At 46.7% G+C, this 25,076-nt stretch carries 19 protein-coding genes; 15 read left to right on the top strand and 4 right to left on the bottom strand.

Annotation, left to right across the window (positions count from 1 at the left end; all coding sequences use genetic code 11):
* Nucleotides 1-46 precede the first annotated feature (46 nt).
* The 12 genes from ACTRXI_RS14680 (at nt 47) to ACTRXI_RS14625 (ending at nt 15,371) form a co-directional block, all read left to right on the top strand.
* A complete protein-coding gene (locus ACTRXI_RS14680; RefSeq protein WP_474263715.1) occupies nt 47-3,001 on the top strand; it encodes a CDP-glycerol glycerophosphotransferase family protein in 2,955 nt (984 codons plus the stop codon).
* A 293-nt stretch (nt 3,002-3,294) separates the two neighbouring features.
* On the top strand, nt 3,295-3,690 hold the full coding sequence (tagD, locus tag ACTRXI_RS14675; RefSeq protein ID WP_022793663.1) for a glycerol-3-phosphate cytidylyltransferase: 396 nt from the start codon (nt 3,295-3,297) through the stop codon (nt 3,688-3,690).
* A gap of 227 nt (nt 3,691-3,917) precedes the next feature.
* Nucleotides 3,918-5,180 (top strand): CDP-glycerol glycerophosphotransferase family protein, encoded by a 1,263-nt coding sequence (locus tag ACTRXI_RS14670; protein ID WP_474263713.1) that lies wholly within the window; start codon nt 3,918-3,920, stop codon nt 5,178-5,180.
* 33 nt (nt 5,181-5,213) lie between these two features.
* On the top strand, nt 5,214-6,023 hold the full coding sequence (locus ACTRXI_RS14665) for an ABC transporter permease (RefSeq protein WP_462864959.1): 810 nt from the start codon (nt 5,214-5,216) through the stop codon (nt 6,021-6,023).
* Nucleotides 6,024-6,082: 59 nt separating this feature from the next.
* The gene (tagH, locus tag ACTRXI_RS14660) at nt 6,083-6,889 is read left to right on the top strand and encodes a teichoic acids export ABC transporter ATP-binding subunit TagH (RefSeq protein ID WP_322526046.1); all 807 of its coding nucleotides are present in this window, start codon (nt 6,083-6,085) and stop codon (nt 6,887-6,889) included.
* A 93-nt stretch (nt 6,890-6,982) separates the two neighbouring features.
* Entirely contained in the window at nt 6,983-7,570 is a 588-nt protein-coding gene (locus ACTRXI_RS14655; RefSeq protein ID WP_474263711.1) for a GNAT family N-acetyltransferase, read from the top strand.
* A gap of 1 nt (nt 7,571) precedes the next feature.
* On the top strand, nt 7,572-8,003 hold the full coding sequence (locus ACTRXI_RS14650; RefSeq protein WP_022793658.1) for a UPF0158 family protein: 432 nt from the start codon (nt 7,572-7,574) through the stop codon (nt 8,001-8,003).
* A 14-nt stretch (nt 8,004-8,017) separates the two neighbouring features.
* The gene (locus ACTRXI_RS14645) at nt 8,018-8,953 is read left to right on the top strand and encodes an alpha/beta hydrolase (RefSeq protein WP_474263709.1); all 936 of its coding nucleotides are present in this window, start codon (nt 8,018-8,020) and stop codon (nt 8,951-8,953) included.
* Between the two features lie 170 nt (nt 8,954-9,123).
* Nucleotides 9,124-9,672, top strand: a complete 549-nt coding sequence (locus tag ACTRXI_RS14640) for an LPXTG cell wall anchor domain-containing protein (protein WP_474263707.1) — start codon at nt 9,124-9,126, stop codon at nt 9,670-9,672.
* Nucleotides 9,673-9,789: 117 nt separating this feature from the next.
* Nucleotides 9,790-10,725 (top strand): NADP-dependent oxidoreductase, encoded by a 936-nt coding sequence (locus tag ACTRXI_RS14635; protein WP_474263705.1) that lies wholly within the window; start codon nt 9,790-9,792, stop codon nt 10,723-10,725.
* 173 nt (nt 10,726-10,898) lie between these two features.
* Nucleotides 10,899-13,703 (top strand): bifunctional diguanylate cyclase/phosphodiesterase, encoded by a 2,805-nt coding sequence (locus tag ACTRXI_RS14630; protein WP_474263703.1) that lies wholly within the window; start codon nt 10,899-10,901, stop codon nt 13,701-13,703.
* A 27-nt stretch (nt 13,704-13,730) separates the two neighbouring features.
* The gene (locus tag ACTRXI_RS14625; RefSeq protein WP_474263701.1) at nt 13,731-15,371 is read left to right on the top strand and encodes a thiamine pyrophosphate-binding protein; all 1,641 of its coding nucleotides are present in this window, start codon (nt 13,731-13,733) and stop codon (nt 15,369-15,371) included.
* Between the two features lie 33 nt (nt 15,372-15,404).
* On the opposite strand, the gene ACTRXI_RS14620 is transcribed toward ACTRXI_RS14625, so the two are convergent.
* Both ACTRXI_RS14620 and ACTRXI_RS14615 read right to left on the bottom strand, forming a co-directional pair.
* Nucleotides 15,405-16,478 carry an FUSC family protein gene (locus ACTRXI_RS14620; protein ID WP_474263699.1) on the bottom strand — a complete coding sequence of 358 codons (1,074 nt, stop codon included), beginning with the start codon at nt 16,476-16,478 and terminating at the stop codon, nt 15,405-15,407.
* A 123-nt stretch (nt 16,479-16,601) separates the two neighbouring features.
* Nucleotides 16,602-18,038, bottom strand: coding sequence for a carbon starvation CstA family protein (locus ACTRXI_RS14615; protein ID WP_474263697.1), 1,437 nt, complete (start codon nt 18,036-18,038; stop codon nt 16,602-16,604).
* A 244-nt stretch (nt 18,039-18,282) separates the two neighbouring features.
* On the opposite strand from ACTRXI_RS14615, the gene ACTRXI_RS14610 reads away from it, so the two are divergent.
* From ACTRXI_RS14610 to ACTRXI_RS14600, 3 genes are all read left to right on the top strand, one after another.
* Nucleotides 18,283-19,008 (top strand): FadR/GntR family transcriptional regulator, encoded by a 726-nt coding sequence (locus ACTRXI_RS14610; RefSeq protein WP_474263695.1) that lies wholly within the window; start codon nt 18,283-18,285, stop codon nt 19,006-19,008.
* Nucleotides 19,009-19,118: 110 nt separating this feature from the next.
* Nucleotides 19,119-19,571 carry a MarR family winged helix-turn-helix transcriptional regulator gene (locus ACTRXI_RS14605; protein ID WP_474263693.1) on the top strand — a complete coding sequence of 151 codons (453 nt, stop codon included), beginning with the start codon at nt 19,119-19,121 and terminating at the stop codon, nt 19,569-19,571.
* A complete protein-coding gene (locus ACTRXI_RS14600) occupies nt 19,568-22,231 on the top strand; it encodes an MMPL family transporter (protein WP_474263691.1) in 2,664 nt (887 codons plus the stop codon). The genes ACTRXI_RS14605 and ACTRXI_RS14600 overlap by 4 nt, the downstream gene beginning before the upstream one ends.
* Nucleotides 22,232-22,273: 42 nt before the next feature.
* Here ACTRXI_RS14600 and ACTRXI_RS14595 read toward each other — a convergent pair whose 3' ends face one another.
* A complete protein-coding gene (locus ACTRXI_RS14595; RefSeq protein WP_474263689.1) occupies nt 22,274-22,693 on the bottom strand; it encodes a GNAT family N-acetyltransferase in 420 nt (139 codons plus the stop codon).
* Between the two features lie 66 nt (nt 22,694-22,759).
* On the bottom strand, nt 22,760-25,036 hold the full coding sequence (metE, locus tag ACTRXI_RS14590; protein ID WP_474263687.1) for a 5-methyltetrahydropteroyltriglutamate--homocysteine S-methyltransferase: 2,277 nt from the start codon (nt 25,034-25,036) through the stop codon (nt 22,760-22,762).
* Between the last annotated feature and the right edge of the window lie 40 nt (nt 25,037-25,076).

Genomic DNA, 25,076 nt, shown 5'->3' with positions numbered 1-25,076 from the left:
CATTTTACATAGTGAAAAGAGTTTGACAACAGAGGAGAGCGTCGAGATGAAGGCACCAGCAATAAAAACGCATTACCGGACACCGGTGCAGCAGCTGAAAAAAAGAGAGTCCCCGTGGAAGGAAAAACAGTACAGCTGCCGGACGAAGGAATGGCTTGGAGACGACCATGGTATAACAATCCGCATTGAAATTGGAGATGACCGGCTGCCAAAGCGAATTGAAGAGGAATATTCTTTTATCGAATGGGCAGGAGGAGTGGAATGGGAAAACCGGATCAGGGTGCCGCTCCGTTTTTTTACGTCTGACACGAGAAACGGACGGAGCTTTTCAACGTTTGAAGGCTATGTGCCCTACGTACTGCTTGAAAAACTGGCGGCTGATATTCCTTTTAAAGCGGTCGGCTATGCGGTGCTTTCGAACCGGCGGGAAGGAATTCGTTATCGTTTGAAAACTGGAAGGAGCGGGACGACCTGGCTGCAGAAGGGGACAATTAGTGTAAATGAAAAAGGATGTTTATTCAGACCGGTAATCAATAAATTTAACAACCTGGAACTAAAAGTTACCAGGCCGTCGGGAAAAAAAGTGAAGCTCTTCCCTGCATATTTGATGGATGTAGAAGCAGTAGATCAAGGATGGGTATTGCTCGGCACAGCTTCAAAGCATCTGCTTGAAGCAAACGGCTGGCCGTCAAAGCTTCAACTGATTCTGAAAAAGCGCGGAGAACCGAAAAAATATTATTACCCTGTGGAATGGAAGAATGATAAATGGTGGTCGTCGACTGTAAAGCTTGAGGCTTCAAGTCATTTTACAGGAGTATGGGATTTTTATATCGCAGATGCCAGTGAGAAGCCGTTATGGCGGCATCGTCTTCATATGCCGGCCAAGGATATGGTGAAAGCATCCAAGTGGTATGCTCCTCATTATGAAAAAGGGGCGGTCAGCTTCCGGCTGTACCGCACCCAGAATTATTCGGCTTCGGTTATGATTCAGACAGAAAACGTCAAACTGTATACGGTCCGGGCAAGCTATGAACAGGGAACTATTCATTTCCGGGGCACGATTTACTGGAACCGCTACACTCCGGACGCCTGGGAGCTCGTATGGAAAAACAGAGACACTAATGAAGAAGCATCTGTGCCGGTGCATGTGTATAAGCTGCATTCCAAACAGGCGCAATACGTTTTTCACGGAGAAGTGACGGATTTATTTAAAAATGAAGCCGGGAGAGGAAAGCATCCCTACCGGCTCGGGCGGTCGGATCTTTACCTGCGTGTTACCAGAAACGAAGAGGAGATTGATTACCGGCTGCGTTCCAACAGCGGCAACCTCGTGAAAAATACAAAGCTTGAATGGTACCACCAGGACAAAATTTACCGCCACCAGTTTTACCGGACGACAAGTAAACGTGTAGCCTTCTCCATAGATGAAATCGACATTGCCAAGGATATTACATCGATGAAGGTGAAAAACGGGAAATTTATTATTGAAGGGCAGGCCCGTTTTACAACACTGACACGTAACCTGCGGCCGAGACAGCGGGTTACTGTAGTGATAAAAAACCGGGAAACGGAAGACGAGCATCACTTTGCCATCAAAAACCAGTACCTGAAAGATAACTGGGTGCAATTTGAAGCAGAAGCGGCCTTCGAGGATTTCCGCTCGCTTCACGGTGATAGGGCTGTGCTGGATATGCATATCCGTCTGCATGCCGGAGAATTCATGCACGAACGAAAGCTTGGGAAAAAAGATTTTATCTATTATAAAGATGAAATCCTGCATTCCTGGGTGCTTGAAGAGGGGGATCAGGCGGTTTCCTGGTATGTAACCTATACGCCGCGCGGGAATGTGAAAATAGAGACGACAACGTATCCACGTAAGCATTTCCTGAAGCTCCGGGAAGAAAATGCCAGAATGCAGAGGGCTGGGAAAAAGCCTGCAGTGTGGGTTGTCGGGGAACGTCCGGATACGGCGCAGGATACAGGGTATCATTTTTTCAAGTACTGCCGGACCGTACACCCGGAAATGGACGTGTACTATGCGATTGAGAAAGACTCCATGGACCGTGAAGCTGTCGAAAAGCTTGGGAACGTTCTGATTATCGGAAGCGATGAGCACGTGGACGTTTGTCTGCGGGCGACAGCCTTTTTCGGTTCGCATGACCTTGAATATTTTCTTCCGTTTAAAGGCTCGTTAATGGAATCCTACCGGAACGGCCTGCGGGTCTTTCTGCAGCACGGCGTGCTTGGGCGAAAGCGTGTGGAATATAACCGGGAATACTATAAATATCCGTTTCATTTGTTTTGCGTCAGCTCGAAAAGTGAAAAGAAAATGGTTATGAAAAAGATGCACTATGATGAAGAGACTGTTCAGGTGACGGGACTTTCACGGTTTGATAATCTCCTGGAGGGCCCGGCGGCGGAGCGGAAAATTATTTTTATTCCGACCTGGCGGGAGTGGCTGCATTCCAAGGAAACCTTTTTGGAATCGGAATATTACCGCCGGTACAAAAGCTTTCTGGAAAATCCGAGGCTGCACCGGTTTTTAGAGAAAAATGACGTGGTGCTGCAGTTTTATCCGCACTACCGGATGCAGCAGTACACAGACGCTTTCGATAAAATTAACAGTGATAAAATCGAAGTAGTCAAACTGGGTAAAAAAACGGTCCAGCAGCTGTTAAAGGAAAGTATGCTGATGATCACAGACTACTCAAGCGTCTCATTTGATTTTACGTATATGCAGAAGCCGGTTATCTATTATCATTTCGATACGAAACGGTTTTTCCAGGGAGGCAGTCTCCGTCCGCTTGAAGAGACTTTTCTTGGAGATGTTGTGCATTCGGAGGAAGAGCTGCTGAAAAGCCTGCGGCGTCATTTGAAGCGCGGCTGGATCGAAAAGAAAGCAGTAAGCGAGAACAGGGAAATGATTTTCAGTCATTCAGATAAGCAGAATGCTGCGCGCATTTTCCAGGCTGCAGCAGAGCTTGAAGAAGAAAACAGATGACGGAGCAGAACCATTCTGCTCCGTTTTTTGTGGCGTGCAGCAGCCCATAAACTATATTAAAATATCTTTAAATGTGTGAAAAGATGTGAAGGTTGTCGCGGTTGTCACATAGTTTTATAGAAAGTTCATCCCACTTCCCACGATTAGACGACATATTTGACAGGGTATATGTGTTACAATTAACGCGTCAAGTTGATAAATGTAAATTTTTAATGAAGAATTTGTTGAGAAAATTATTTGTGTAGAAGAATAAAATACAGAGTAAAATTAACGGAATATAGGGGGGCATTACTATGAAAAAAGTATTGACTTACGGCACGTTCGACTTGCTGCATTGGGGGCACATTAATCTTCTTCGCAGAGCTAAAGAGCTTGGAGATTATTTGGTGGTAGCAATATCGACAGACGAATTCAATGACTTGAAATCCAAAAAAGCATATTACACGTATGAGCAGCGTAAGCTGATTTTGGAAGCGGTTCGCTATGTAGATGAAGTCATCCCGGAAGAAAACTGGGAGCAGAAAATCGACGACGTACTCGATCACGATATTACGACCTTTGTGATGGGTGATGACTGGCACGGAAAATTCGATTTCCTCCGCCCATACTGTGAAGTAGTTTATCTGCCGCGCACTGCTGACATCTCGACGACGAAAATCAAAAAAGAATTACTGCTCGTAAATTATTAATCTTCACTCAAAGAGGCTTCGCCTGCCTAAGCGGAGAACCTGAGCAGCCGGGGAGGGAGAGATGTTCTCTCCCTTTTTTTGTTGCCATCAGAATTAACAATGATTTACAAAAACTTAAACCTGTTTTGTAAGTTTGTCGTTTTTGTTAAGCTCTTTTTTGATAGAATGGAACAAGATGCGCTGCAAAGCATCCAAAATACGAACTTTTAAAAAATTGAGGGACGATAATGGCAAAAAAGAAATGGACGAAAAAATACAAAAAGAAATTTAAACGCTCATGGAAAAATGTGAAAAAGCGGGTAACGAAACGATGGAAAAAAATTAAAAGGCTGCGTAACGGCAAAAACTTCTACAAAGCGGTCCTATCGGTGCTCGGGAAGCTTCCAAAAAATGAAAACATTATTGTTTTTGAAAGCTTTTTCGGCAAACAGTACAGCTGTAACCCGCGTGCGATTTATGAACAAATGCAGCAGGATTACCCCAAGCTGAGGTTTTACTGGAGCATTGACCACCGGTATAAGGAGCTTTTTGATGAACGGGGCCTGAAGACAATCAAACGCTTCTCTTTCCGCTGGTTTATTGTTTTAATGCGCGCCAGGTACTGGGTATTTAACAGCCGGCTGCCAAAATGGATTCCGAAGCCGGACAAAACGGTGTACATTCAAACGTGGCACGGCACACCTCTCAAAAAACTCGCCAAAGATATGAATGAAGTGACGATGCCGGGCACGACGACGGAAAAATACAAAAGGAATTTCCTGTATGAAGCCGGGCGCTGGGACTATCTTGTAGCCCCGAATCCTTATTCCGCCCAGATTTTCCGGAGGGCGTTTGAATTCAGACATAATCTGCTTGAAACGGGTTACCCCAGAAACGACTACCTTCATCATTATTCACATTCAGACGTCGAGCAGGTCAAAGAAAATCTTGGTATTCCGGAAGACAAAAAGGTTATCCTTTATGCTCCAACGTGGCGGGACAATGAATACTATTTTATTGGGAAATACAAATTTACCCTTTCGATGGATCTGGAGGAAATGCGCAGACAACTCGGAGATGAATACGTACTGCTTCTGCGTCTGCACTACCTGGTGTCTGATCATCTGGATGTTACCGGGTACGAGGATTTTGCGATTGATGCTTCTGCGTATGAGGACATCCGGGACCTTTACGTGGTCAGCGATGTGCTGATTACAGATTATTCTTCTGTGATGTTTGATTATGGCATTTTAAAGCGCCCGATGATATTTTATACGTATGACATCGACAGCTACCGGGATAAGCTGCGCGGGTTCTATTTTGACTTTGAGCAGGAAGCACCGGGGCCGCTTGTGATGAACACTGAAGAAATCATCGAAGAAGTGAAAAACAGCGACACGATTCGGGAACGTTACCATAAAGAGGTTGCCGATTTCGAAGAACAGTTCAATCAGTGGGAAGACGGCTATGCGGCCAAGCGTGTGGTGGAAAAAGTGTTCAACGCAAATTAATTAGTTGGGCAGAGGATAAAAGAGGGAAACAATATGAATGCAGTACGAACCGTAGCGAAAGAATTATGGACGAGCATTCCGCTGATCAACCGGCTGGCGGTATATGAAACAAAAATTAAAAACAAAAGCAATTACCTTGGTTCCTTCTGGGAAATCATCAGTCCGCTTCTGTTTATTGCCATTTATTGGTTTGCTTTTGGCTATGGGATCCGCCAGCGGAGCGACGTAGATGGCATTTCGTTTCTGACCTGGATGCTTGCGGGCATTATCCTGTGGTTTTTTATCCAGCCCGGGGTAACCAACGGGTCAAAAGCTATTTTTTCAAAGATAAAAATGATCTCCAAAATGAACTTTCCGACGAGCATTATTCCAGCCTACGTGGTGATCTCAAGGCTCTTTCCACATTTGGCGCTGCTTGCGATTACGATTGTTTACATGCAGTTTGCCGGGCATCCGATCAGCGTGTATTATCTTCAAATTCCGTATTTTCTGCTGGCAGCTATTCTGCTTGTGCTCAGCGTGGTCATGATCACCTCTACGCTTACGGTAATTGTCCGGGATTTTCAAGTATTTATTCAATCTTCCATCCGGGTGTTTTTGTATTTAACTCCGATACTGTGGCCGATGGACAACCGGCTGCCTGACTGGCTGATTCCTGTAATGAAAATCAACCCGATGTACTACCTGGTGGAAGGGTATCGGGCAAGCTTTTTTTACGGGGAATGGTACTTCATTACAAATGCCAGCTACACCCTTTATTTCTGGGCGTTGGTTTTTGTGCTTTTCAGTATTGGAGCTGTATTGCATGTGCGCTTCCGCCGGCATTTTGTGGATTTTCTGTAAACCGGCAGTGCGGATAGTTTTATAAATCACACAATGAGGATAGAGACGGGGGAGAACAAATGAAAAAATCCGTCGTAGTCAAAAATGTTTCAAAAAAATATAAGCTGTATGATACGCATGCTGAACGGCTGAAGGATCTGCTTCTGCCAAAAAGCTACGGGGAAGAGTTTTACGCTCTGCACAATGTTTCGTTTAAAGCAGACAAAGGGGATATCATTGGACTCGTAGGAGTCAATGGTTCCGGGAAATCAACTCTTTCCAATATTATTTCCGGCACCATTCCGCCAACGAAGGGCTCGGTAAAGACGAATGGGGAAGCTGCGATGATCTCTGTTTCCACGGGGCTGAACGGAAAGCTCTCCGGACGGGAAAATATCGAGCTGAAATGCTTGATGCTCGGGTTTTCCAAACGGAAAATCCGGGAAATGGAGCCGGATATTATCGAGTTTTCCGAGCTTGAGCAGTTCATTGACCAGCCGGTAAAGTCGTATTCGAGCGGTATGAAGTCAAGGCTTGGCTTTGCCATATCGATCACTGTAAATCCGGATATTTTTATTGTAGATGAAGCTTTATCTGTAGGGGATAAAGCCTTTGCGCAAAAATGCCTGGATAAAATGCACGAATTTAAGCAGCGGGGGAAAACGATGTTTTTTGTCAGCCATTCGCTGACGCAGATGAAAGAATTCTGCAACAAAATACTATGGCTTGAATTTGGAGAAGTGAAAGCTGAAGGAGAAGCCTCCGAAATTTTAAAACAATATGAAGCTTTCCTTAAAGAATACAATGCTTTTACCCCGAAAGAGAAAAAAGCATTCCGGAACCGGGGCTTTGAAAAGCAGAGTGCTGTCCGGGCAGTAACACAGTAAGCAGCATCCCGGGAGGTGCTGCTTTTTACTTTTGGCTTAAGGCCTGGAGTGATATGATAAATACATCCGATTAAAGGAAATGGAGCTAATACATTGCGGTTAACAGGAGAGCAGTTTGATTTGGAATTGCTGGAGGAAAAACATGCAGACTCATTGTTTGAAATCGCCTCAGAGCCTTCCAATTGGACATACATGACGAGAAAGATGCATAATAAACACGATATGAAAATGATCGTCGAGGAAGCTTTGAAGCTGTATCAGCAGGGAGATACGGTGCCGTTTGTTGTGAAGCGGAAAAAAGACGGCGCCATTGTGGGATCGACCAGGCTTTACGATATTTCCCCGCAGCGGAAAACAGCAGAGATTGGATCTACGTATTACAGTGAAAGGGTCCGTTCCACCGGCGTAAATACGGAGTGCAAATATTTACTTCTCACATATGCGTTTGAAACCCTGGGGGTTGTTCGTGTACAGTTTAAAACAGATGAACAGAACAAAGCTGCCAGGAAAGCAATTCAGAAGCTGGGAGCTTTTGAAGAAGGCATTTTGCGTAATGAGCGCAAGCTTCCGGATGGACGCGTGCGCAATGCGGCTGTTTACAGCATTATAAAAGAGGAATGGCCGGAGGTAAAAGCGAAATTAACGGAAAGAATTGAAATCAAGAAAAAGGGGCACGAATAATATGGCATTGATGGATGATTTAGTAGAAGCATACCTGCAGCAGTTTGATGAGTTTATGTTCGTTTTGGATAAAAAGCTCGGACTGGTATTTGTCGAAACAGTATCAGAGGATACGCCGCTGTCCTGGAGTTCGGAGGAAAGCGCGAATCTTGTGGCTATCCCGACGATTACGAAAGCAGAAAGTACACGGCTGATGCAGGACTTTGCCTCGAAGCAGCCGGATGATAAAGAGGAATCCCTGAAAAAAGCACTGGAACAAGAGGACCGTTTTTTATCTTTCGAAAAACAGGTGGAAGAATTCGGGCTCGAAAATGAATGGGAGCAGTTCGAACGGGATAATGCCAAAAAATACGTGCAGGATTGGCTGCAGCTGCTTCAGCTCGATTACAACGAACTGAATGAAAAGCACGCCATCCATGCAGCAGACGAGTAAGCGGGGCAGATAATATGGCTGTGCACGAAGAACTGCAGGCAATTTTAGAAGAACAGGAAAGCATGATGCAGATGCACGAGCTGACGCCGGTAGAAGCCCGGGGGCAGTTCAATGACAGTATTGACGTTATTACGTCCCACGTTAATGTTGATGAGGCCGGAGGTATCCGGGATATAATGACTACCGGGGAATACGGGGAAATACCGCTCCGGATTTATTACCCTGATACCGAGATGGACCGCTACCCGACCATTGTTTACTATCACGGCGGTGGATTTGTGATTGGGAATATTGGGACACACGACCACATCTGCCGTGCCATCGCCAAAGAATCGGATTGTGCAGTCGTGAGCGTGGATTACCGGCTTGCGCCCGAGCATCCTTTTCCGGCAGCGCCGGAGGATGCATACAATGCGCTGCTATGGCTGATGGAAAATGCGGAGCCGCACCAGCTGGACGCGGAAAGGACAGCTCTGGCCGGCGACAGCGCGGGTGGCAACCTGGCAGCTGTGACCGCTATACGCGCGCTGGAAGAAAACGGCCCGAAGGTGGCTTCACTGCTTCTTTTTTACCCAAGCGTCAGCGGGGAGCATGATTTCCCTTCGGTGGATATGTTTGCCGGAGGATACGGTCTGCCGCTCCGGGATCTGGAATGGTTTATGGAACAGTATGCTGACGGAGAAGATGAAGAGGATCCATACCTCGCTCCGCTTGTTTTTGAACGACTTGGGGAGCTTCCGCCTACTCATATCGTTACTGCCGAAAACGATGTGCTTCGTGACGAAGGAGAGGCATTCGCCAAAGCTATTGACCAGGCTGGCGGGCAGGTGAGCCTGCGCCGGGCAGAAGGTATGATCCACGGTTTTCTGCACTGGACCAGAGCGTTTCCGGAGGTTGATGAAGAGCTTCTCGCTGCACTGGAGCCAGTGAAGGACGTTCTCGCGGAATAACTGAATAATAAAAAGAAGTTCCTCCTGTATAAAAAGTATATAGGGGGATTTTTGTATTATATGTAAATTAAATTTACATATAATACAAAAAAGCATTGTTATTTTATAAATTATTGCCTAAGATAATAGTAGGGGAATAGGTATATGTACTTAAACAAGGAGGAATTTGTGTGTCGAAAAAATGGTTGGTGAGTCTATTCAGCGCAGGAGTAATTTCATTGGGCATCACTGCACCCGTATCAGCAGACGATGAAAACTGTTCGGATTTTAGTGACGGGGAAGAAGTTTTGGCCTTTTGGGAAGAAAATAATTACGGGCCGAATGATGATCCACATAACTTAGACGCAGACAACGATAACTTGCCATGTGAAAATTTGACGGAAGGCATGGAAAGTGAATTTGACGCTGCAGTCTCCAATAACGATGAAACAACGGAAACAGCAGATGACAGTTCCTCCGCTGACTCGTCAGAAGATACGACTTCTACTACTGAAGAAGAATCCTCTTCCTCCGACGAAGGCACTACAGAAGAAACGACTACTGAAGAAGAGGCTGCTTCCACAGAAGCTTCTGATGAAAATATGACTGAAGAATCTGCAGAAGAAGGCGGCGAAATGCCGGAAACAGCTACAAATCAGCCAGCCTGGGCTTTAGCGGGAACAGCAGTAGCCGGACTGGGAGCACTTTTACTTGTACGCAGACGGGTATCGTCCCACTAATAAATATTCACATATCCTGTTCCCTGACCGCTGCGCTCTTAGATGCAGCGGTCATTTTATTACGTGTTTCATTTAAAGGAGTAAAAGGTATGAGGAATGTAGGAGAGGAGGCTCATAATGAAAGCAATTGTCATTGAACAATACGGAAGTGCTGATCAACTTGTGGAAAAAGAAATGGAAACGCAAACACCCGGGGACAGACAGGTGCTCGTGGATGTGTATGCCACCTCCATCAACCCAATTGACTGGAAGCTGCGGGAAGGATACATGAAAGATGATATCCCTTTCGAATTTCCTATCATTTTAGGGTGGGACGTAGCAGGTGTCGTCCGCACAGCAGGGAAAGATGTCACTGCCTTCGGACCAGGCGACAGAGTGTTTGCGCGGCCAAAATTAACGGAACGCGGTACTTATGCAGAACAGACATTAGTGGATGAAGATCTATTAGTAGCCATTCCTGAGCCTATGTCCTATGAAGAGGCAGCCGGGATTCCGCTTGCCGGAATGACCGCCCAGCAGTGTCTGCTCGAATTTGGAGAAATCAAAGAAGGCAGTAAAGTGCTTATTCAGGGCGGTTCCGGCGGTGTCGGCCATTTTGCGATACAGGTGGCTAAAGACATGGGAGCCTATGTAGCAGCCACAGCAAGCGGCAAAAACCAGGAGTTTTTAAAGCAGATGGGTGCGGATGTGACGATCAATTATGAAGAAGAAAATGTAGTGGATATACTTTCGGACTACGATATGGTATTAGATACAGTGGGAGAAAGTGTCCATGAGGAAAGCTTCCGCGTGCTCCGCACCGGGGGCAGATTTGCCTCGGTTGCTGCCCCGCCTTCCCAGGAAAAAGCTGAAGAAGCCGGTATTACTGCCGGGTTTGTATGGCTGCAGGAAGAAGGCGCAAAGCTCCGGCGCTTAACATCGCTGTATAATAAAGGTGCTTTGCGTGTGGAAATTAACAGTAAGCATAAATTTTCAGAAAAAGGTCTGCGGGCAGCACATAGAGAGAGCGAAGAAGGGCGTGCCCGTGGTAAAATAGTTATTAAGGTCCGCTAGAGATTTAATGAGGCGCTTCTGTATCCTGCGGGAAACAGGGTGTCCTCTACATAACAGGGGGATAGCAGAGAAAAAATAGGACTTTAATAAAGAAAAAAATTTTCCTGCTATTGAAATATTAGTTCATAATATAGATAAGAGCTTAGGAATCATCGACAGACAGGGGCGATTCGATGTCAAACGGACAACACAATCGTTATACGCGTCTTGCTAGGATTACACGACTGATCAATGCCAATTTAGACATTAAAACACTTCTTGAACACGTCGTAACAGCTATATCAGAAGAGATTATCCAATGCGATGCGGTTGGTATTTATCTCCCGGAAGACAGGGAGCGTTACAGAGGCTACGTCAGCAAGCCGGAAGTGCTGAGTGGGATGACTATAGACCAGCACGTCGTTGATCCACAGGTGGATCATCTGGCCCGTGAGGTGATTGAGTCACGGCAGTCCATTTATATTGCTGATACGTCTAAAGACGACAGGCCCGATGCCAGAACAATTGATTTCTTTCAGATCCGATCGGTGCTTACAGTTCCAATTTCCCACGGGGACGAATTATTCGGACTCGTATATTTGTTTGACTACGGGGTACCGATGAATTTAACAGAATCTGAAATTGAAACAGTGGAAGCCTATGTCCACATGGCTGCTGTTGCTATTCGAAACAGCCAGGCGATGCACAACATTGAGGAGCTTTTGCATGAAAAGCAGACCCTTATCGAGGTGATGGAGCAGCTTGCCCATTCACAGACGTCCGATTCGGCGATTGATGTCTGCTTTAGTCATATCGGCGACGAACTAAACAATCATAATGTGAGTCTTCATATTATTGATCCTGTTTCCAAAGAAACAGTCATGCCTTCAAAGCTCAGCCGCAAAAGCGATTTTGAACAGAGTGAGTGGTTAAGCATTCATGAGCGGATGCAGATGGACCAGACAAACGACAAGCTGTTTCAGCAGGTCGTTCAAACAAAGCAGCCGTTGTTTGTTGAGGATGTTGCACGAGAAAACAGAATATTTCAGGAAATTTGTGATGTGTTTAATATTAAGAGTATTTTCATGGTGCCGATGATTTCTGTTGGCCGCGTTCTCGGCGTAATTGTAGTCGCCCATCTCGGCGAACAGCCGGCCGGGTATACAAAAGCTCAGCAGCGCCGGGTGGAATCCATCGTTAATGCTACTGCGCCTGTACTGATCCATTTATACAATCTTGAAAGTCAGGAAAGCATTATTGCGCGCAGGACCGAAGAAATACAAAGCAAAAACGAAGAGCTCCAGCGGCTGATTTTGGAGATGCGCAAAATCAATACGGAAAAAGAGCTGATCATGAATACGGTGGATGAAGGTATTATCGGCTTTTCGCTGGAAGGCACCGTTATGTTTTCCAATGAAGCAGCTGAACATATGCTTGAAACGGACACCCAGCTATTTCACAGCATCCAATCCTACGATGAAATTCTTGAGCATATAGAAAATGAGGAAGGCGCTCTTTCCGATATTTTCGCCTCTTACCTGGCGTCTGATTCCATGCAGCCGGTGAGTGGGGAAGCGTATATGAGCCACCCTGAAAAAGGACTCGTAACGCTTGAATATACTCTCTCGAGCCAGATTGAAGAAGGTATAGTAGTGGGGTATGTATTAACGGTCAGAGACGTTACAGTCCGAAAAGAAATGGAGCAGCGTATTGAATACTACGCATACTATGATGGAACGACCGGCCTTCCGAACCGGATGCTTGTCCATGACCGTCTGAGTCAGACACTCCGGGAAGCCAAAGAGCATGATCAGGAAATGGCTGTATTATTTCTCGACCTGGACCGTTTTAAACAAATCAATGACCGCTTCGGCCATGCCGGAGGAGACGAATTACTAACGGAAGTTGCGTACCGCCTGCAGGAAATAGTGAGCGGTGCAGCGACAGTGGCCCGCCAGGGAGGAGATGAATTTATTTTAATCCTTCCGCGGCTTGAGAATATGGCGCAGGCTACAACGACCGCGGAACAGATTCTGCGTGTATTCCGCAACCCGTTTTATCTTGAAGGGGAAGAAGTGTATGTAAAACCAAGTATCGGTATCAGCTTCTTCCCGCTGGACGGTCACCTGGCAGACGACTTGATCCAGAATGCCAACTCGGCTATGCATAAAGCGAAAGAAATGAACGGCAATACGTACCGGGCGTTTTCGTCCGAGCAGATGGGGCCGGACATGAAAAAAATCCGGCTTGAAAATGATTTATACCGGGCGCTCGAAAACAATGAACTTGAACTGTTTTACCAGCCGCAGGTGAGCTTGAGTAAAAACCTGGCTACCGGAGTGGAAGCACTTGTACGTTGGAACCACCCGCTCCATGGAAAAATATCTCCTTCAGAATTTATTCCTATGGCTGAACATACCGGTTTAATCACGTCGATCGGTGAATGGATTTTGGAAGAGGCCTGCTCTCAGGCGAAAAGCTGGCAGGAGCAGGGGCTTTGCAGCCTGCGTGTAGCGGTAAACATTTCCGCGCAGCAGTTTCAAAGGGAATGCCTGGTGGATAACGTAAAAGAAGTACTAGCCAGAACGGGACTTGCACCCGAATTTTTAGAAATTGAGATTACGGAAAACACACTGCTGTTAAATACTGAAGAGACGGTCACAACCATGAAAAGGCTGAAAAACATTGGTGTCCGTATTTCAATAGATGATTTTGGCACGGGCTACTGTTCGCTGCAGTATCTCAGGGAATTTCCGATTGATACACTGAAAATTGATAAAGTATTCATTGATGATATTGAAACAGAAAACAGCTCCGCCCCTATTACAACTACAATTATTGCTCTTGCTCACAGTCTGAACCTTCACGTGATCGCCGAAGGGGTGGAAACGCTTGAACAACAGAAATTTTTGCAGGCAAATAAATGTGATTTAGTTCAAGGTTTCCTGTATAGTAAACCAATACAGGCAAGTAAAATTCCTGAATTTTGTAATAAATAGTAAAAATTAGTGGGGGGATAAAACAGAATGAAAGCAGCTCAGTGGATAATTGATTATTTGCGGCAGGATGGACTGGACTATGTATTTGGTATTCCGGCGGGATCGGTGAACGCTCTTTTTGATAAAATGTATGAGCATGACGATATTACACCGGTTATTACAAAGCATGAAGGGGCGGCCGGATATATGGCTTCCGCCTACGCGAAGCGTTCGGAAAAGCTTGGGGTGTGTATAGCAAGCAGCGGGCCCGGGGCGACGAATCTTCTCTCCGGGGCAGCAAATGCAATGAGAGAGCAGACTCCCGTACTTTTTATTACCGGCTCTGTACCGACATCGACCGTTGGCTTGAACGCTTCACAGGAGCTCGATGTTGTGCCGATGTTTACTCCGGTGACCAAATACAGCCGGCGGGTGGAAAGTATTCACGAAGTGCGTGAAGTGTTTAAAGAAGCGGTATGTAAAGCATTCGCCGGCATACCAGGGCCAGTGCACGTAGCGATCCCGATCAATATTCAATTATCCATGCTCGAAGGGAGCACTGAACTGCTCGAATACCCGGAGAAGCGCCGGCTGTCTCCGGTGGAAAGTAATGTATCGGAAACCACCCGGGTACTTTCCAGTAACCGTCAGGGGATCATTTTCTTGGGCCAGGGAGCAAAGGATGCCCTGTCTGATGTTATGAATCTCGTGGATTACCTGGACTGGCCGGTCGTTACTACGCCGCAGGCTAAAGGGCTTGTACCATCCGATCATCCGAACGCATATGGTGTTTACGGGTTTGCCGGGCACGAAACAGCTACGGAGGTAATGGAAGACAGCGATAATTCCATTATATTCGTTATTGGCTCCAGTCTCGGAGAAACGGCTACGAACAACTGGAATCCGGCTTTGGCTGCTGAGCGCTTTGTGATCCAGCTCGACCACGATCCAACGGTATTCGACCGCAAATATAAGGTGGATATTTCCCTGCTCGGAGATGTGCGCACGACGATTGGGGAAATTAACAGGCGTCTTCGCCTTCCGGAAGCAGGGAAAGCCGGGCGTCAGCGGACAGGCGTTCAGAAAAAATCAGTAAACGAAAAATATGAAACCCAGAACGTGCTTCAGCAGCTCCAGTCCCATATGCCGGAGGATACGCTTTTCACAGTGGATATTGGAGAGTTTATGAGCTATGTGATTCACTACATGGAAGTAAAAAAACCGGATACGTATGACATCAACGTTCATTTTGGTGCCATGGGTTCGGGAATTTCCAATGCGCTTGGAGCAAAGCTTGCCGAACCACATCGTCCTGTTACAAGTATTACGGGAGATGGATGCTTTTTTATGCATGGCATGGAGGTGCTGACGGCTAAAGAATATCAGCTGCCTATTCTTTTTATCGTTATGAATAATGCAAGGCTCGGGATGGTGTATCACGGACACCGGCTTCAATACGGAAGAATGCACGACCGTTTTGAACAATCAATGGTGCCGGTTGCAGCTATCGCCGAACAGATGGGAGTAAAGTATGCCACCGTCCGTTCCATGGATGATATTACTCCCGGGCTTTACGAAAGTCTCTGTTCAGATAATTGTCCGGCTGTGCTGGAAATCCAGCTTGTTGATGAACAGACGCCTCCAATGGGGGACAGAGTGAAATTTTTATCCTCCTTCAGTAAATCCTAAAAAGAAACAATAATAAATGAAGCGCCCCGTGCCTTACGAAGGCCGGGGCGCTTGCTGTTGCTCGGACTGTTCGGGAAAATGAAGTTCTTCAAGCTCTTCGAGGACATCATGAATAGATAGGAGGGCGAAGATAATAATAACGTCGGTAGAAAAATGATGGTGATATTTTTTTATGTTCGGCCGTGATGCGTGCTGGCGTTTTTTCCAAAAGCACCGGTCCAGACGTTCAATGAGCCGGAACTGTTCATCAGATATGCGTTCCCCGAAGTGATGAATCGTTTGTGACATCGCCGGAATAATGTCGCCAATCAGCTGAACTTCTTCTTTCGTAAACGTGCCGTCATCTGTTTCGAAATTAAATAAACGATTAATATGATAGCTTATGCGCTCTAAAAAATGGAGCTGGCGCTGCTCCCGTGTGAACCTTCTTGCCTCTGTATCCTTTTTTTTATGATATTTCCATTCTTCCTGCTGGTAATAAGAAAGCTGGATTGCCCGCTCCAGGTCACTTTCCAGCTGATGGTATTTTTCCATTACCTGTGCAGAAGGAGACCGGCCATTCATTACTTCCTCGAGCCGCATCTCAAAAATTTCAGCGGTCTCCACGAACATTTTACGATTCTGTTCTGCGAGCAAAGAAGAAAATTTTGGGGGCAGAATCGTTAAATTAATTACTGTAGAAATCGCAAGGCCGATAAACGTTGTGCCGACACGTTCTACAAAAGTTAAAAAATAATGATCGCTCGCTGTGGGGATCATTGCCACTGCGGTAATCGTTGCGACGAGCATCCCGTCCCGAAGCCGTAGCATATTACAGAAATAAAGTGTCAGCACAGAAGCAATCATATACGTTACCGGGGTTGGTCCGAATAAATAAACGGTAATCATTGCCAGAGCTGCCCCAATGACGGTGGCAGGAAGCCGCTGGGCGCCTTTACGTATAGAAGCAGCAGCTGTCGGTTCAAGGGTTACAATGGCTGTAATAACGGCAAAAGCCTGCGGGAGATCGAAAATACCGCATATATAGGCAGTGAGCAGAACGGCTATACCGGTCTTGATCAGTCTGCCGCCGATCAGTCGCCGTTTAATTTTTCTCCAGTAGTGCATGGTAAGCCGCCTTCTTTATAAAAATTTCACGTCTGTATTCAGTTTAGCATGAACGTGCAGCGTTTTCATCAGCCTCTCCTTCAGTGAAAAAGGCCGCCCGCAATAGCAGGCAGCCAAAAGCATTTATATAGATTTTTCGACCTGGTCGTATGCGGCCTGCCTTTTAACGGAGATCACTTTCCAGATGTACCATGCAAGCACGAACACTGTCAGTACGGCCCCGATCGTCATAGAAAGGCCGTACGGAAGACCGAGTCCCTCCGGCGCGTAAAAAATGTAGGAACAGACGACGGCTGTCATAAACATCGCCGGTACGCCGCAAATGAAATGGTTTTTGCCAGCGTAAAGCAGGTACATGCAGCCGGTCCACAGCATCACGGTAGCGACGAGCTGATTGGTCCATCCTACATATCTCCACAAGAATGAGTAATCGATCATAGATAAGAACAGGGCTGGGATAACAACTGGAATAACAGTGAGAATTAAAAGCGGCTTTCCTTTTAGGGAAACAGCGTTTGCCACTAGCTCTGCAAGCATCATTCTTGAAGAACGAAGAGCAGTGTCGCCTGTTGTAATAGGAAGCAAAATAACGCCAAGAACAGCAAGTACCCCGCCCAGTGTACCAAGAAGGCTCGTAGAAATTTCGTTGACAGCGCCTGCAGGGCCTCCGGCCGCTATGGCTGCCTGAAGCCCGCCAGTGCCTCCAAAGAAGGCCATGCCGGCTGCTGCCCATATAAGGGTGATGATACCTTCGGCAATCATGGCCCCGTAAAACACCCTGCGTCCTTCTGATTCTTTTTTCAGCGTGCGGGCGATAATTGGGCTTTGGGTGCTGTGAAAACCGGAAATAGCCCCGCACGAAATTGTTACCATCACCATCGGCCATACCGGGAGTTCATCGGGATGAAGATTGGCAAGCGTAACGTTTGGAATCGTTACATCTGAAAATACCAGCGCACCGGCAATACTGACCGCCATAAAAATAAGCACTGCGCCGAAAAGAGGATAAATCTTTCCAATGACCCGTTGAATCGGAAGCAGGGCAGCCAGTAAAAAATATGCAAAAATAGCAAAAATGGCGGTAAGAAAGCTTAGCGGTGTGAGGCTTGCAATCAATTCAGCCGGTCCCGCGATAAAGGCGGCGGCTACAAGGATCATCAAACAAATGCTGACGATATTGATGAAGCTCTGCATCGGACGCCCGAGATATTTGCCTACAAGTCCCGGAAACTGTGCACCGTTATGACGGAGAGAAAGCATTCCGGAAAAATAGTCGTGTACGGCACCGGCGAAAATGGTGCCGAGTACGATCCAGAAAAATACGATGGGGCCGTACAGCGCACCGAGCAGTGCACCGAAAATTGGCCCGAGACCAGCAATATTCAACAGCTGGATAAGGCTGCCGCGCCACCAGCTGAGAGGAGAGTAGTCGATATGCCCCTCGTTACGGTAAGCAGGCGTTTTGTTGCGGTCATTGATGCCAAACGTTTTCTCCACAAAGGATCCGTAAACGATGTAGCCGGCAATTAACAGGATAATAGCGATAAAGAAAGATAACATAAAACGTTCCACCTTTGCTGCAAAGTACTAGAGAAAACCATTGTTATAAATTCTAACTTGTTCCTTCCGAAATGACAATCGTCTACGTGGAAAAAACAAAACTTTTTTCACATAGTAATGAATATATAAAATTAAGCAAAGTCCACTCACGTGATGACCTTATCTATAATAGATGCAAAACGTAGTATGTGTACTCTATGGGTGGTACAATAGCGGTAAATAGTGAACGGAAGGAAGAGCGGCGATGAGCATGGATCGTATTGAAACGAAAAAAATAGCCGAAGTAATCCGGGAAAAAATCGAGGACATGATCAAGCGCGGCGAAGTAAAACCTGGAGAGAAGCTGGACTCTGTCGTCGCTCTCTCGGAAAAATTTGACGTCAGCCGTTCGGCCGTCCGGGAAGCATTAAGCGCTCTGCGTGCTGTGGGAATTGTAACCATAAGGCAGGGTGAAGGAACATTTGTGAATCAGTATGACTTTTCCACTATCACAGAAATGATGAACAGCCGCACTCTCATCTCGAAACAGGAGATGAAGGAGCTGTTCGAAGTCCGGCATGTGCTTGAAAAGGGAGCTTCCGAGCTTGCGGCAGTCCGGCGGTCTGAGGAGAATCTCGTGCAGATGCGTACTGCTCTGGAGCAAATGACGCAGGCAGCAGGCGGGACCGATGATCTCGGGGAACAGGCAGATGTCCGTTTCCACCTTGCGATCGTCGAAGCTTCCGGAAATACGTTATTAAAACAGATGATGGGCCGCCTCTCCGACACGATGCAGAAAACGATGTATGAAACGAGAAAAGCATGGCTCTTTTCGGAAAAACGTTCCTTCCGGCGACTCCTTGACGAACACCAGCGGATTTATACTGCTATAAACGAGCAGGATCCAGAAGCAGCAGCAGAAGCAATGAGCGCTCATTTAACGAATGTAGAAAAGGTCCTTTCCAAAGGTATTGAACATATGAACGACTGAAACGTCCGGCTCCGGGCGTTTTTTGCTTCAAAAGGGATAGTTTAAACCTTTAATACTTGACGAATAAAAGTTCAGGGGGTAAACTACTGTATAGTTCAGGGGGTGTACTAATGAAGGATCAAAAAATGGAAGAAGCGGTGGAGCTGTTTGCCGAGGTAATGATTCTCGGCAGAAATCGTATAACTAATGAAATACCTGATAATTTATTAAATCAAATTTCTCCGGAACAGGTGGAACTGCTTGATTTTTTAATGAAATACGGAGCGATGACGTCGACAGAAATACAAAACAGAATGCTTGTCGGAAAGAGCGCATTGTCCAACCGTCTGAAAAAAATGGAAAACAACGGCTATGTGAAATTTGTACCCAGCAGTGAAGACCAGCGGGTGAAGTACGTAGAAATTACCGATGAAGGAAAAAAATCTCATGAGCGGCATACGCGTCTTGTAAATGAATATGTTTCCGATCTGCTTCAGGACATAAACGAAGAGGAAGTGGAGCAGTTTATCCAGACTTTTCATAAAATACGGAGCATACTACAAAAAGGTGGACAGCAAAGATGAAAACAATACTACAGTTTCGCTGGTGGATAGCTTCATTAATACTTATTTTTACCGTAGTGCTTACGGTCGTCTCTCCTAGTCTATCCAATTTGGCAGCCGACAAAGAGACGCTGCAAATACCGGAGGAAGAAACGTCCTCCCAGGCTCAGGAAATACTCGATGACAACGGTGAGGGCGGTAACACCATCAGTGCGGTAATTCAAACAGAAGATCAGGTCGATGAAGAGGAACAGGACAATATTCAATCGCTGATTACTTCCATCGAAGATGAAAACATTGAAGGAATTTCCGGGATTACAAATCCATTTGAGAGTGAAGAAACAGAGGAACAGCTTGTTGCCTCTGACGAAAATGTCGTCGTCATTCCGGTCTCCATAGAAGGAGACAATGATACGGCGGTTAATGCCGCTGAAGAGATTCGGGACCTCAACGAAGCTTCGGACCTGGAAATGTATGTCACTGGAGAATCGCTTTTAAACCAGCAGGTAAATGAAGCGAGCCAGGAAGGACTGGAACGTACGGAAGTGATTACCGTAGTGTTAATTCTTGCACTGTTGTTTGTCGTTTTCCGTGCGGTTATTACTCCCTTCGTGCCGCTTGTGGCGGTCGGCCTTACGTATCTGATCAGCCAGTCGATTATCGCTTATTTAGTAGACTGGTTTAATTTTCCGGTGTCAAACTATACTCAAATTTTCCTTGTCGCAGTGCTGTTTGGGATCGGTACAGATTACTGTATACTTCTTTTGAGCAGATACCGTGAGGAGCTGGCTGCAGGCCTTGATTACAAAAAAGCGATCATACGGACGTACAAAACAGCCGGTAAAACGATGGTTTACAGTGCCCTCGCCGTGCTTGTCGGCTTTACGGCGATAGGCTTCGCCAACTTCTCCGTCTTTCAGTCCGGCGTCGGGGTGGCGGTCGGCATTGTCGTATTAACGGGCATTCTTTGGACGATTCTGCCGTTCTTTATGCTGACATTAAAAAGGGCTTTGTTTTGGCCATCGAAGCTTCATAACGGCCATGCTGACAGTAAAATATGGAAATGGCTGAGCCGTGTTTCGGTATTCCGTCCGCTGCTTGCGATTCTCCTGGTCGCTGTCGTCACAGTACCGCTATTATTAACATTCGATAACTCGCGGTCTTACGATACGATTGATGAAATAGACCAGGACACGGAAGAAGTTACCGGTCTTAACCTAATTGAGGAAGGTCTCGGCTCCGGGCAGGCACTTCCAATGCAGATTGTCATTGAATCAGATGAATCGGTTATGGAGCCGGGTACACTGGCGCATGTAGAGGACTTGAGCCGCTCTGTTGCCAATTTAGATGAAGTAGAGGCGGTACGCAGCGCTACGCGGCCTGCCGGAGACGTTATTGACGATTTTTATATAAACAATCAGCTCGAAGATGTAAGCACGGGTATTAGTGATGCCCGTGACGGGATTGAAGAAACCGAAAGCGGACTGCAGGAGGTCGAAGATGGTCTGGGCTCCATTCAGGATCAGCTTGGAAACAGTGACACGGAAAACTCCTCTCTGCAGGAAGCCGCTGACGGTCTCGGAGAGGTTAACACGGCGCTCGAGCAGGTAAGCTCTCAGCTGGCAAATGCTTCTTCCCCGCAGGAAGCAGCAGCAGCTTCGGAACAGCTGACCGGGATCAGTCAGCAGATTACAGAAATTCAAAGCGGTCTCGAAGAAGGGCAGCAGGAGCTTGATCAGCAGACAGAAGAGCTGGCACAGCTCTCTGAAACGCTCGGAGAACTTGAAAACGGAGTGGCCGATTCCCGCGATGGGCTGACTGAAATCAGTGACGGCCTCGAAAGCGCGGAAACCTTTACCGGAGACGTGTCTGAAGCAAATTATGTTGAAGGCACCGGCGTCTACCTTCCTGAGGATACCATTGAGAATGAAGATTTCCAGGACGGCGCATCCAATTATGTATTCGACAATGAAAATGGCATGACCATTGAAGTTGGATTGAACGCAGACCCTTATTCCAAAAAAGCAATCCAAAGTGCAGAAGAAGTTAAAGAGGTTGTAGAAATGAACACGCAGGGCACGCCGCTTGAAGACACGACGATCGAATACGGAGGCGTACCGAGCGTGAACAGCGATCTGCAGTCGGTCAGCTCCAGTGATTTTGACCGGACCGTATTAATCGTTCTTATCGGCATTTTTGCGATACTGATTATTCTGCTCCGTAATATTATCCAGCCGCTGTACATTATCGGCGGGCTTGTACTCGCGTATTTTACAGCAATGGCTGTGACAGAATTGATTTTTGTAAACGGGCTTGGATATCCGGGTATCGCCTGGCCGGTACCATTCTTCGGATTTGTTATGCTTGTAGCACTCGGGGTGGATTATTCCATCTTCCTGTTAAGCAGGTATAATGAAGAAGCAAAAGCCGGCGTGCGTACAGGCATGCAGACGGCGATGATTAAAATGGGGACGGTAATTATTACAGCAGCGATCATTTTGTCAGGAACGTTTGCAGCAATGCTTCCGTCAGGAGTGCTTACGCTTCTGGAAGTAGCTACGGTCGTCATTACCGGACTTCTGCTTTTTGGACTGATTGTACTGCCGTTGTTAATACCAGCATTGATCAGCTTCAATTCGGAAGAAAAGAATCCAAAGAAAAAACAAAAGCAGCAGCGATAAAAAGAAACTCTGCCTTTTACGGGGCAGAGTTTCTCTTTTGCGCTATAAAGTGTGACGGAAAACGTAGCTCGATGCTTGATAATCAAGCCGTTCATAAAAACGATGGGCGTCAGTGCGCTGCAGGCCGGAGGCTAGAATCACTTCTGTGCATCCGTGTTTTTCTGCATGCTGGTGAACGGCACGGAGCAGAGTTTCGCCATGACCTTTGGATCTCGCACTCTCTGAAGTCACAAGCTCATGAACCCATGCGTGTTTACCCCAGGCGAGGCTTTCCAAAAGCTCAATTCCGGCTACTGAGACAACCACCCCTTCTTCTTTTAAAGCAATCAGCTGGTAGGAGGGGTGACGGGAGAGGTAATCGTTGAAGGCTTCCCAGCTGAGAGAAGGGCGCAGGGATTTGATAACTTCATATGCTTTTTTGTAATCGGATCGTTTATTTAAAAATGCAGTAGTAACAGTCATAAATGAGATATCCTTTCCGTACGAAAATAAGGCCCGGAAGGCCGGGCCTTATTTTCGTAGTGTTAATTATGCGTGCTGCTCTAAGTTTTTTCTGGCTTCTTCCGCAGCCCGGACCATATTTTTAAGGGCTTCAATCGTTTCCGGCACGTCACGTGTTTTGAGTCCGCAGTCTGGGTTAACCCAGAACAGGTTGCTCGGAAGCACGCGCAGGGCCCGGTCGATCATTTGAGTCATTTCTTGAACATCTGGGACACGCGGGCTGTGAATATCATAGACGCCAAGGCCGATGCCTTTGTCATAAACAGCTGTTTCAAACGTTTCAATAAGCTCCCCGTGGCTTCGGGAGGTCTCAATTGAAATAACGTCGGCGTCCAGCGCGCGAATCGATTCAATCATATCCTGAAATTCACTGTAGCACATGTGCGTGTGAATCTGGGTAGTATCTTTAACAGAAGAAGTGGAAAGGCGGAAGGCGTGGACGGTCCATTCCAGGTATTCATCCCATTCTGCTCTCTTTAGAGGCAGGCCTTCACGAATGGCGGGCTCGTCCACCTGGATCATCTCAATACCTTCGTTTTCGAGCGCAAGCACTTCATCGTTAAGTGCCCGGGCGATCTGGAAGGCTACTTCTTTTTTCGGAATGTCATTACGTTCAAAGCTCCAGTTCAAAATTGTTACCGGACCGGTAAGCATTCCTTTCATCGGTTTTTCGGTTAGCGTCTGTGCATATTTGGTTTCCTTTACGGTCATCGGCTCTTTGAACTCCACATTTCCGTAAATAACCGGTGGTTTGACGCAGCGGGAACCGTAGGACTGCACCCAGCCGTTGGAAGTGAATGCAAATCCGCCCAGTTTTTCTCCGAAGAATTCTACCATATCGGTGCGTTCAAACTCTCCGTGCACGAGAACATCGAGTCCGATTTCTTCCTGGATATCGACCCATTCCTGCATTTTATTTTGAATGTACGTTTCATATTCTTCTGCGGAAATTTCACCTTTCCTCACCCGCCGGCGTTCCACGCGGACTTCACGTGTCTGCGGGAAGCTTCCGATTGTCGTGGTCGGAAGCTTTGGCAGCTGAAACTTTTCCTGCTGAAGTGGACTTCTTTCCTCGAACGAAAGCGGGCGGGAGGAAGGAATGTCTGCTGCAGCGTTACCGGCCGCTTCCTGTCGCCACGGAGCGTTTTTAACACGATCAAGCTGAGCAGAGTTTTGCTCGAGCTCTGCCTTCGTGTCCTCTCCATTTAGTGTGCGTGTTATGAGGTCGATTTCTTCAAGCTTTTGGTCAGCAAAAGAAAGTGCATCAAGCAAAAGCGGATCAAGCTGCGTTTCGTGTTTGGTTGTAACCGGTGTATGCAGAAGGCTGCAGGACGGCTGAATTTCAATATTTTCACTACCTGTTTCTGCCTGAATATTTTTGGCAAAAGCGACAGTGGCATCAACGTCTGCTTTCCAGATGTTGCGTCCGTCAATAACACCCGCACCCAGTATTTTGTCTGAAGGGAAGCCGTGGTTTTGCACATTCGCCCAGTTGCCATCCCTGCCATGAACAAAGTCAAGACCGAGCCCTGCAATTGGAAGAGAGATAATGTCTTTATAATGAGAAACGCTGTCGAAATACGTTTGCACAAACAGATCCAGTTCAGGTACTTCGCGGTTGAATAATTCATACGCCTTCCGGATTAACGGAATATCTGTTTCCGGAAAAGACTGTACAAAAGCCGGTTCATCAATTTGAACACTTTTTGCTCCTGCATCCTGCAGCTGTTGGAGCACCTTTTGATACAATGGCAGAAGATCGTTGAACAGCTGTTCAAACTGATGCTCTTCGTAGCCTTTGGAAAGCTTCAGGAAAGTATATGGGCCGATTAGGTATGGACGCCCTTCAATACCTAATTCAGCTACCGCTTCCTGATAGGCTTTTAGTGGATAGTTATCTACCAGTCGGGGCTTTGCGTTTTGAAGCTCTGGCACGATGTAGTGATAGTTGGTATTAAACCATTTTGTCATTTCGCTCGCCGGCGATGCCTTCGTGCCCCGGGCTACAGCGAAATATGTAGATAGGGAGGAGTAGCCTTCGGAAGCGTCAAAGCGCTCTGGCACAAGCCCAAACATCACGGACGTATCGAGCACGTGATCGTACAAAGAGAAATCGCCGACAGGGATGGAGTCCACGCCGCGTTTCTTTTGCTTTTTCAAGAATTCCAATCGGAGTTCTCGGATTTGTTGTTGAAAAGAACCCTCGTCAAGCTTTCCTTTCCAGTAGGATTCCAATGCTTTTTTCCATTCGCGTTTTTCACCTAACCGTGGGTAGCCCAGGTTGCTGCTGGTCCATGTCGTCATTAAATTATTTACTCCCTTCCAGTAGTTATCGAATGACCTC

The organism is Marinococcus sp. LNHM4E3-1 (assembly GCF_056034405.1).
The sequence above is the reverse complement of the archived record's forward strand: the minus strand, read 5'-3'. Positions and strand labels throughout refer to the sequence as shown.

Bases quoted from the DNA above. Each gene is read 5' to 3' on its own strand.
- ACTRXI_RS14650 (WP_022793658.1), top strand. From the start codon at position 7,572: ATGGCATTGATGGATGATTTAGTAGAAGCATACCTGCAGCAGTTTGAT.
- ACTRXI_RS14665 (WP_462864959.1), top strand. From the start codon at position 5,214: ATGAATGCAGTACGAACCGTAGCGAAAGAATTATGGACGAGCATTCCG.
- ACTRXI_RS14630 (WP_474263703.1), top strand. From the start codon at position 10,899: ATGTCAAACGGACAACACAATCGTTATACGCGTCTTGCTAGGATTACA.
- ACTRXI_RS14610 (WP_474263695.1), top strand. From the start codon at position 18,283: ATGAGCATGGATCGTATTGAAACGAAAAAAATAGCCGAAGTAATCCGG.
- ACTRXI_RS14680 (WP_474263715.1), top strand. From the start codon at position 47: ATGAAGGCACCAGCAATAAAAACGCATTACCGGACACCGGTGCAGCAG.
- ACTRXI_RS14615 (WP_474263697.1), bottom strand. From the start codon at position 18,038: ATGTTATCTTTCTTTATCGCTATTATCCTGTTAATTGCCGGCTACATC.
- ACTRXI_RS14670 (WP_474263713.1), top strand. From the start codon at position 3,918: ATGGCAAAAAAGAAATGGACGAAAAAATACAAAAAGAAATTTAAACGC.
- tagD (WP_022793663.1), top strand. From the start codon at position 3,295: ATGAAAAAAGTATTGACTTACGGCACGTTCGACTTGCTGCATTGGGGG.
- ACTRXI_RS14605 (WP_474263693.1), top strand. From the start codon at position 19,119: ATGAAGGATCAAAAAATGGAAGAAGCGGTGGAGCTGTTTGCCGAGGTA.
- ACTRXI_RS14635 (WP_474263705.1), top strand. From the start codon at position 9,790: ATGAAAGCAATTGTCATTGAACAATACGGAAGTGCTGATCAACTTGTG.
- ACTRXI_RS14600 (WP_474263691.1), top strand. From the start codon at position 19,568: ATGAAAACAATACTACAGTTTCGCTGGTGGATAGCTTCATTAATACTT.
- metE (WP_474263687.1), bottom strand. From the start codon at position 25,036: ATGACGACATGGACCAGCAGCAACCTGGGCTACCCACGGTTAGGTGAA.
- ACTRXI_RS14620 (WP_474263699.1), bottom strand. From the start codon at position 16,478: ATGCACTACTGGAGAAAAATTAAACGGCGACTGATCGGCGGCAGACTG.
- ACTRXI_RS14595 (WP_474263689.1), bottom strand. From the start codon at position 22,693: ATGACTGTTACTACTGCATTTTTAAATAAACGATCCGATTACAAAAAA.
- ACTRXI_RS14645 (WP_474263709.1), top strand. From the start codon at position 8,018: ATGGCTGTGCACGAAGAACTGCAGGCAATTTTAGAAGAACAGGAAAGC.
- tagH (WP_322526046.1), top strand. From the start codon at position 6,083: ATGAAAAAATCCGTCGTAGTCAAAAATGTTTCAAAAAAATATAAGCTG.
- ACTRXI_RS14625 (WP_474263701.1), top strand. From the start codon at position 13,731: ATGAAAGCAGCTCAGTGGATAATTGATTATTTGCGGCAGGATGGACTG.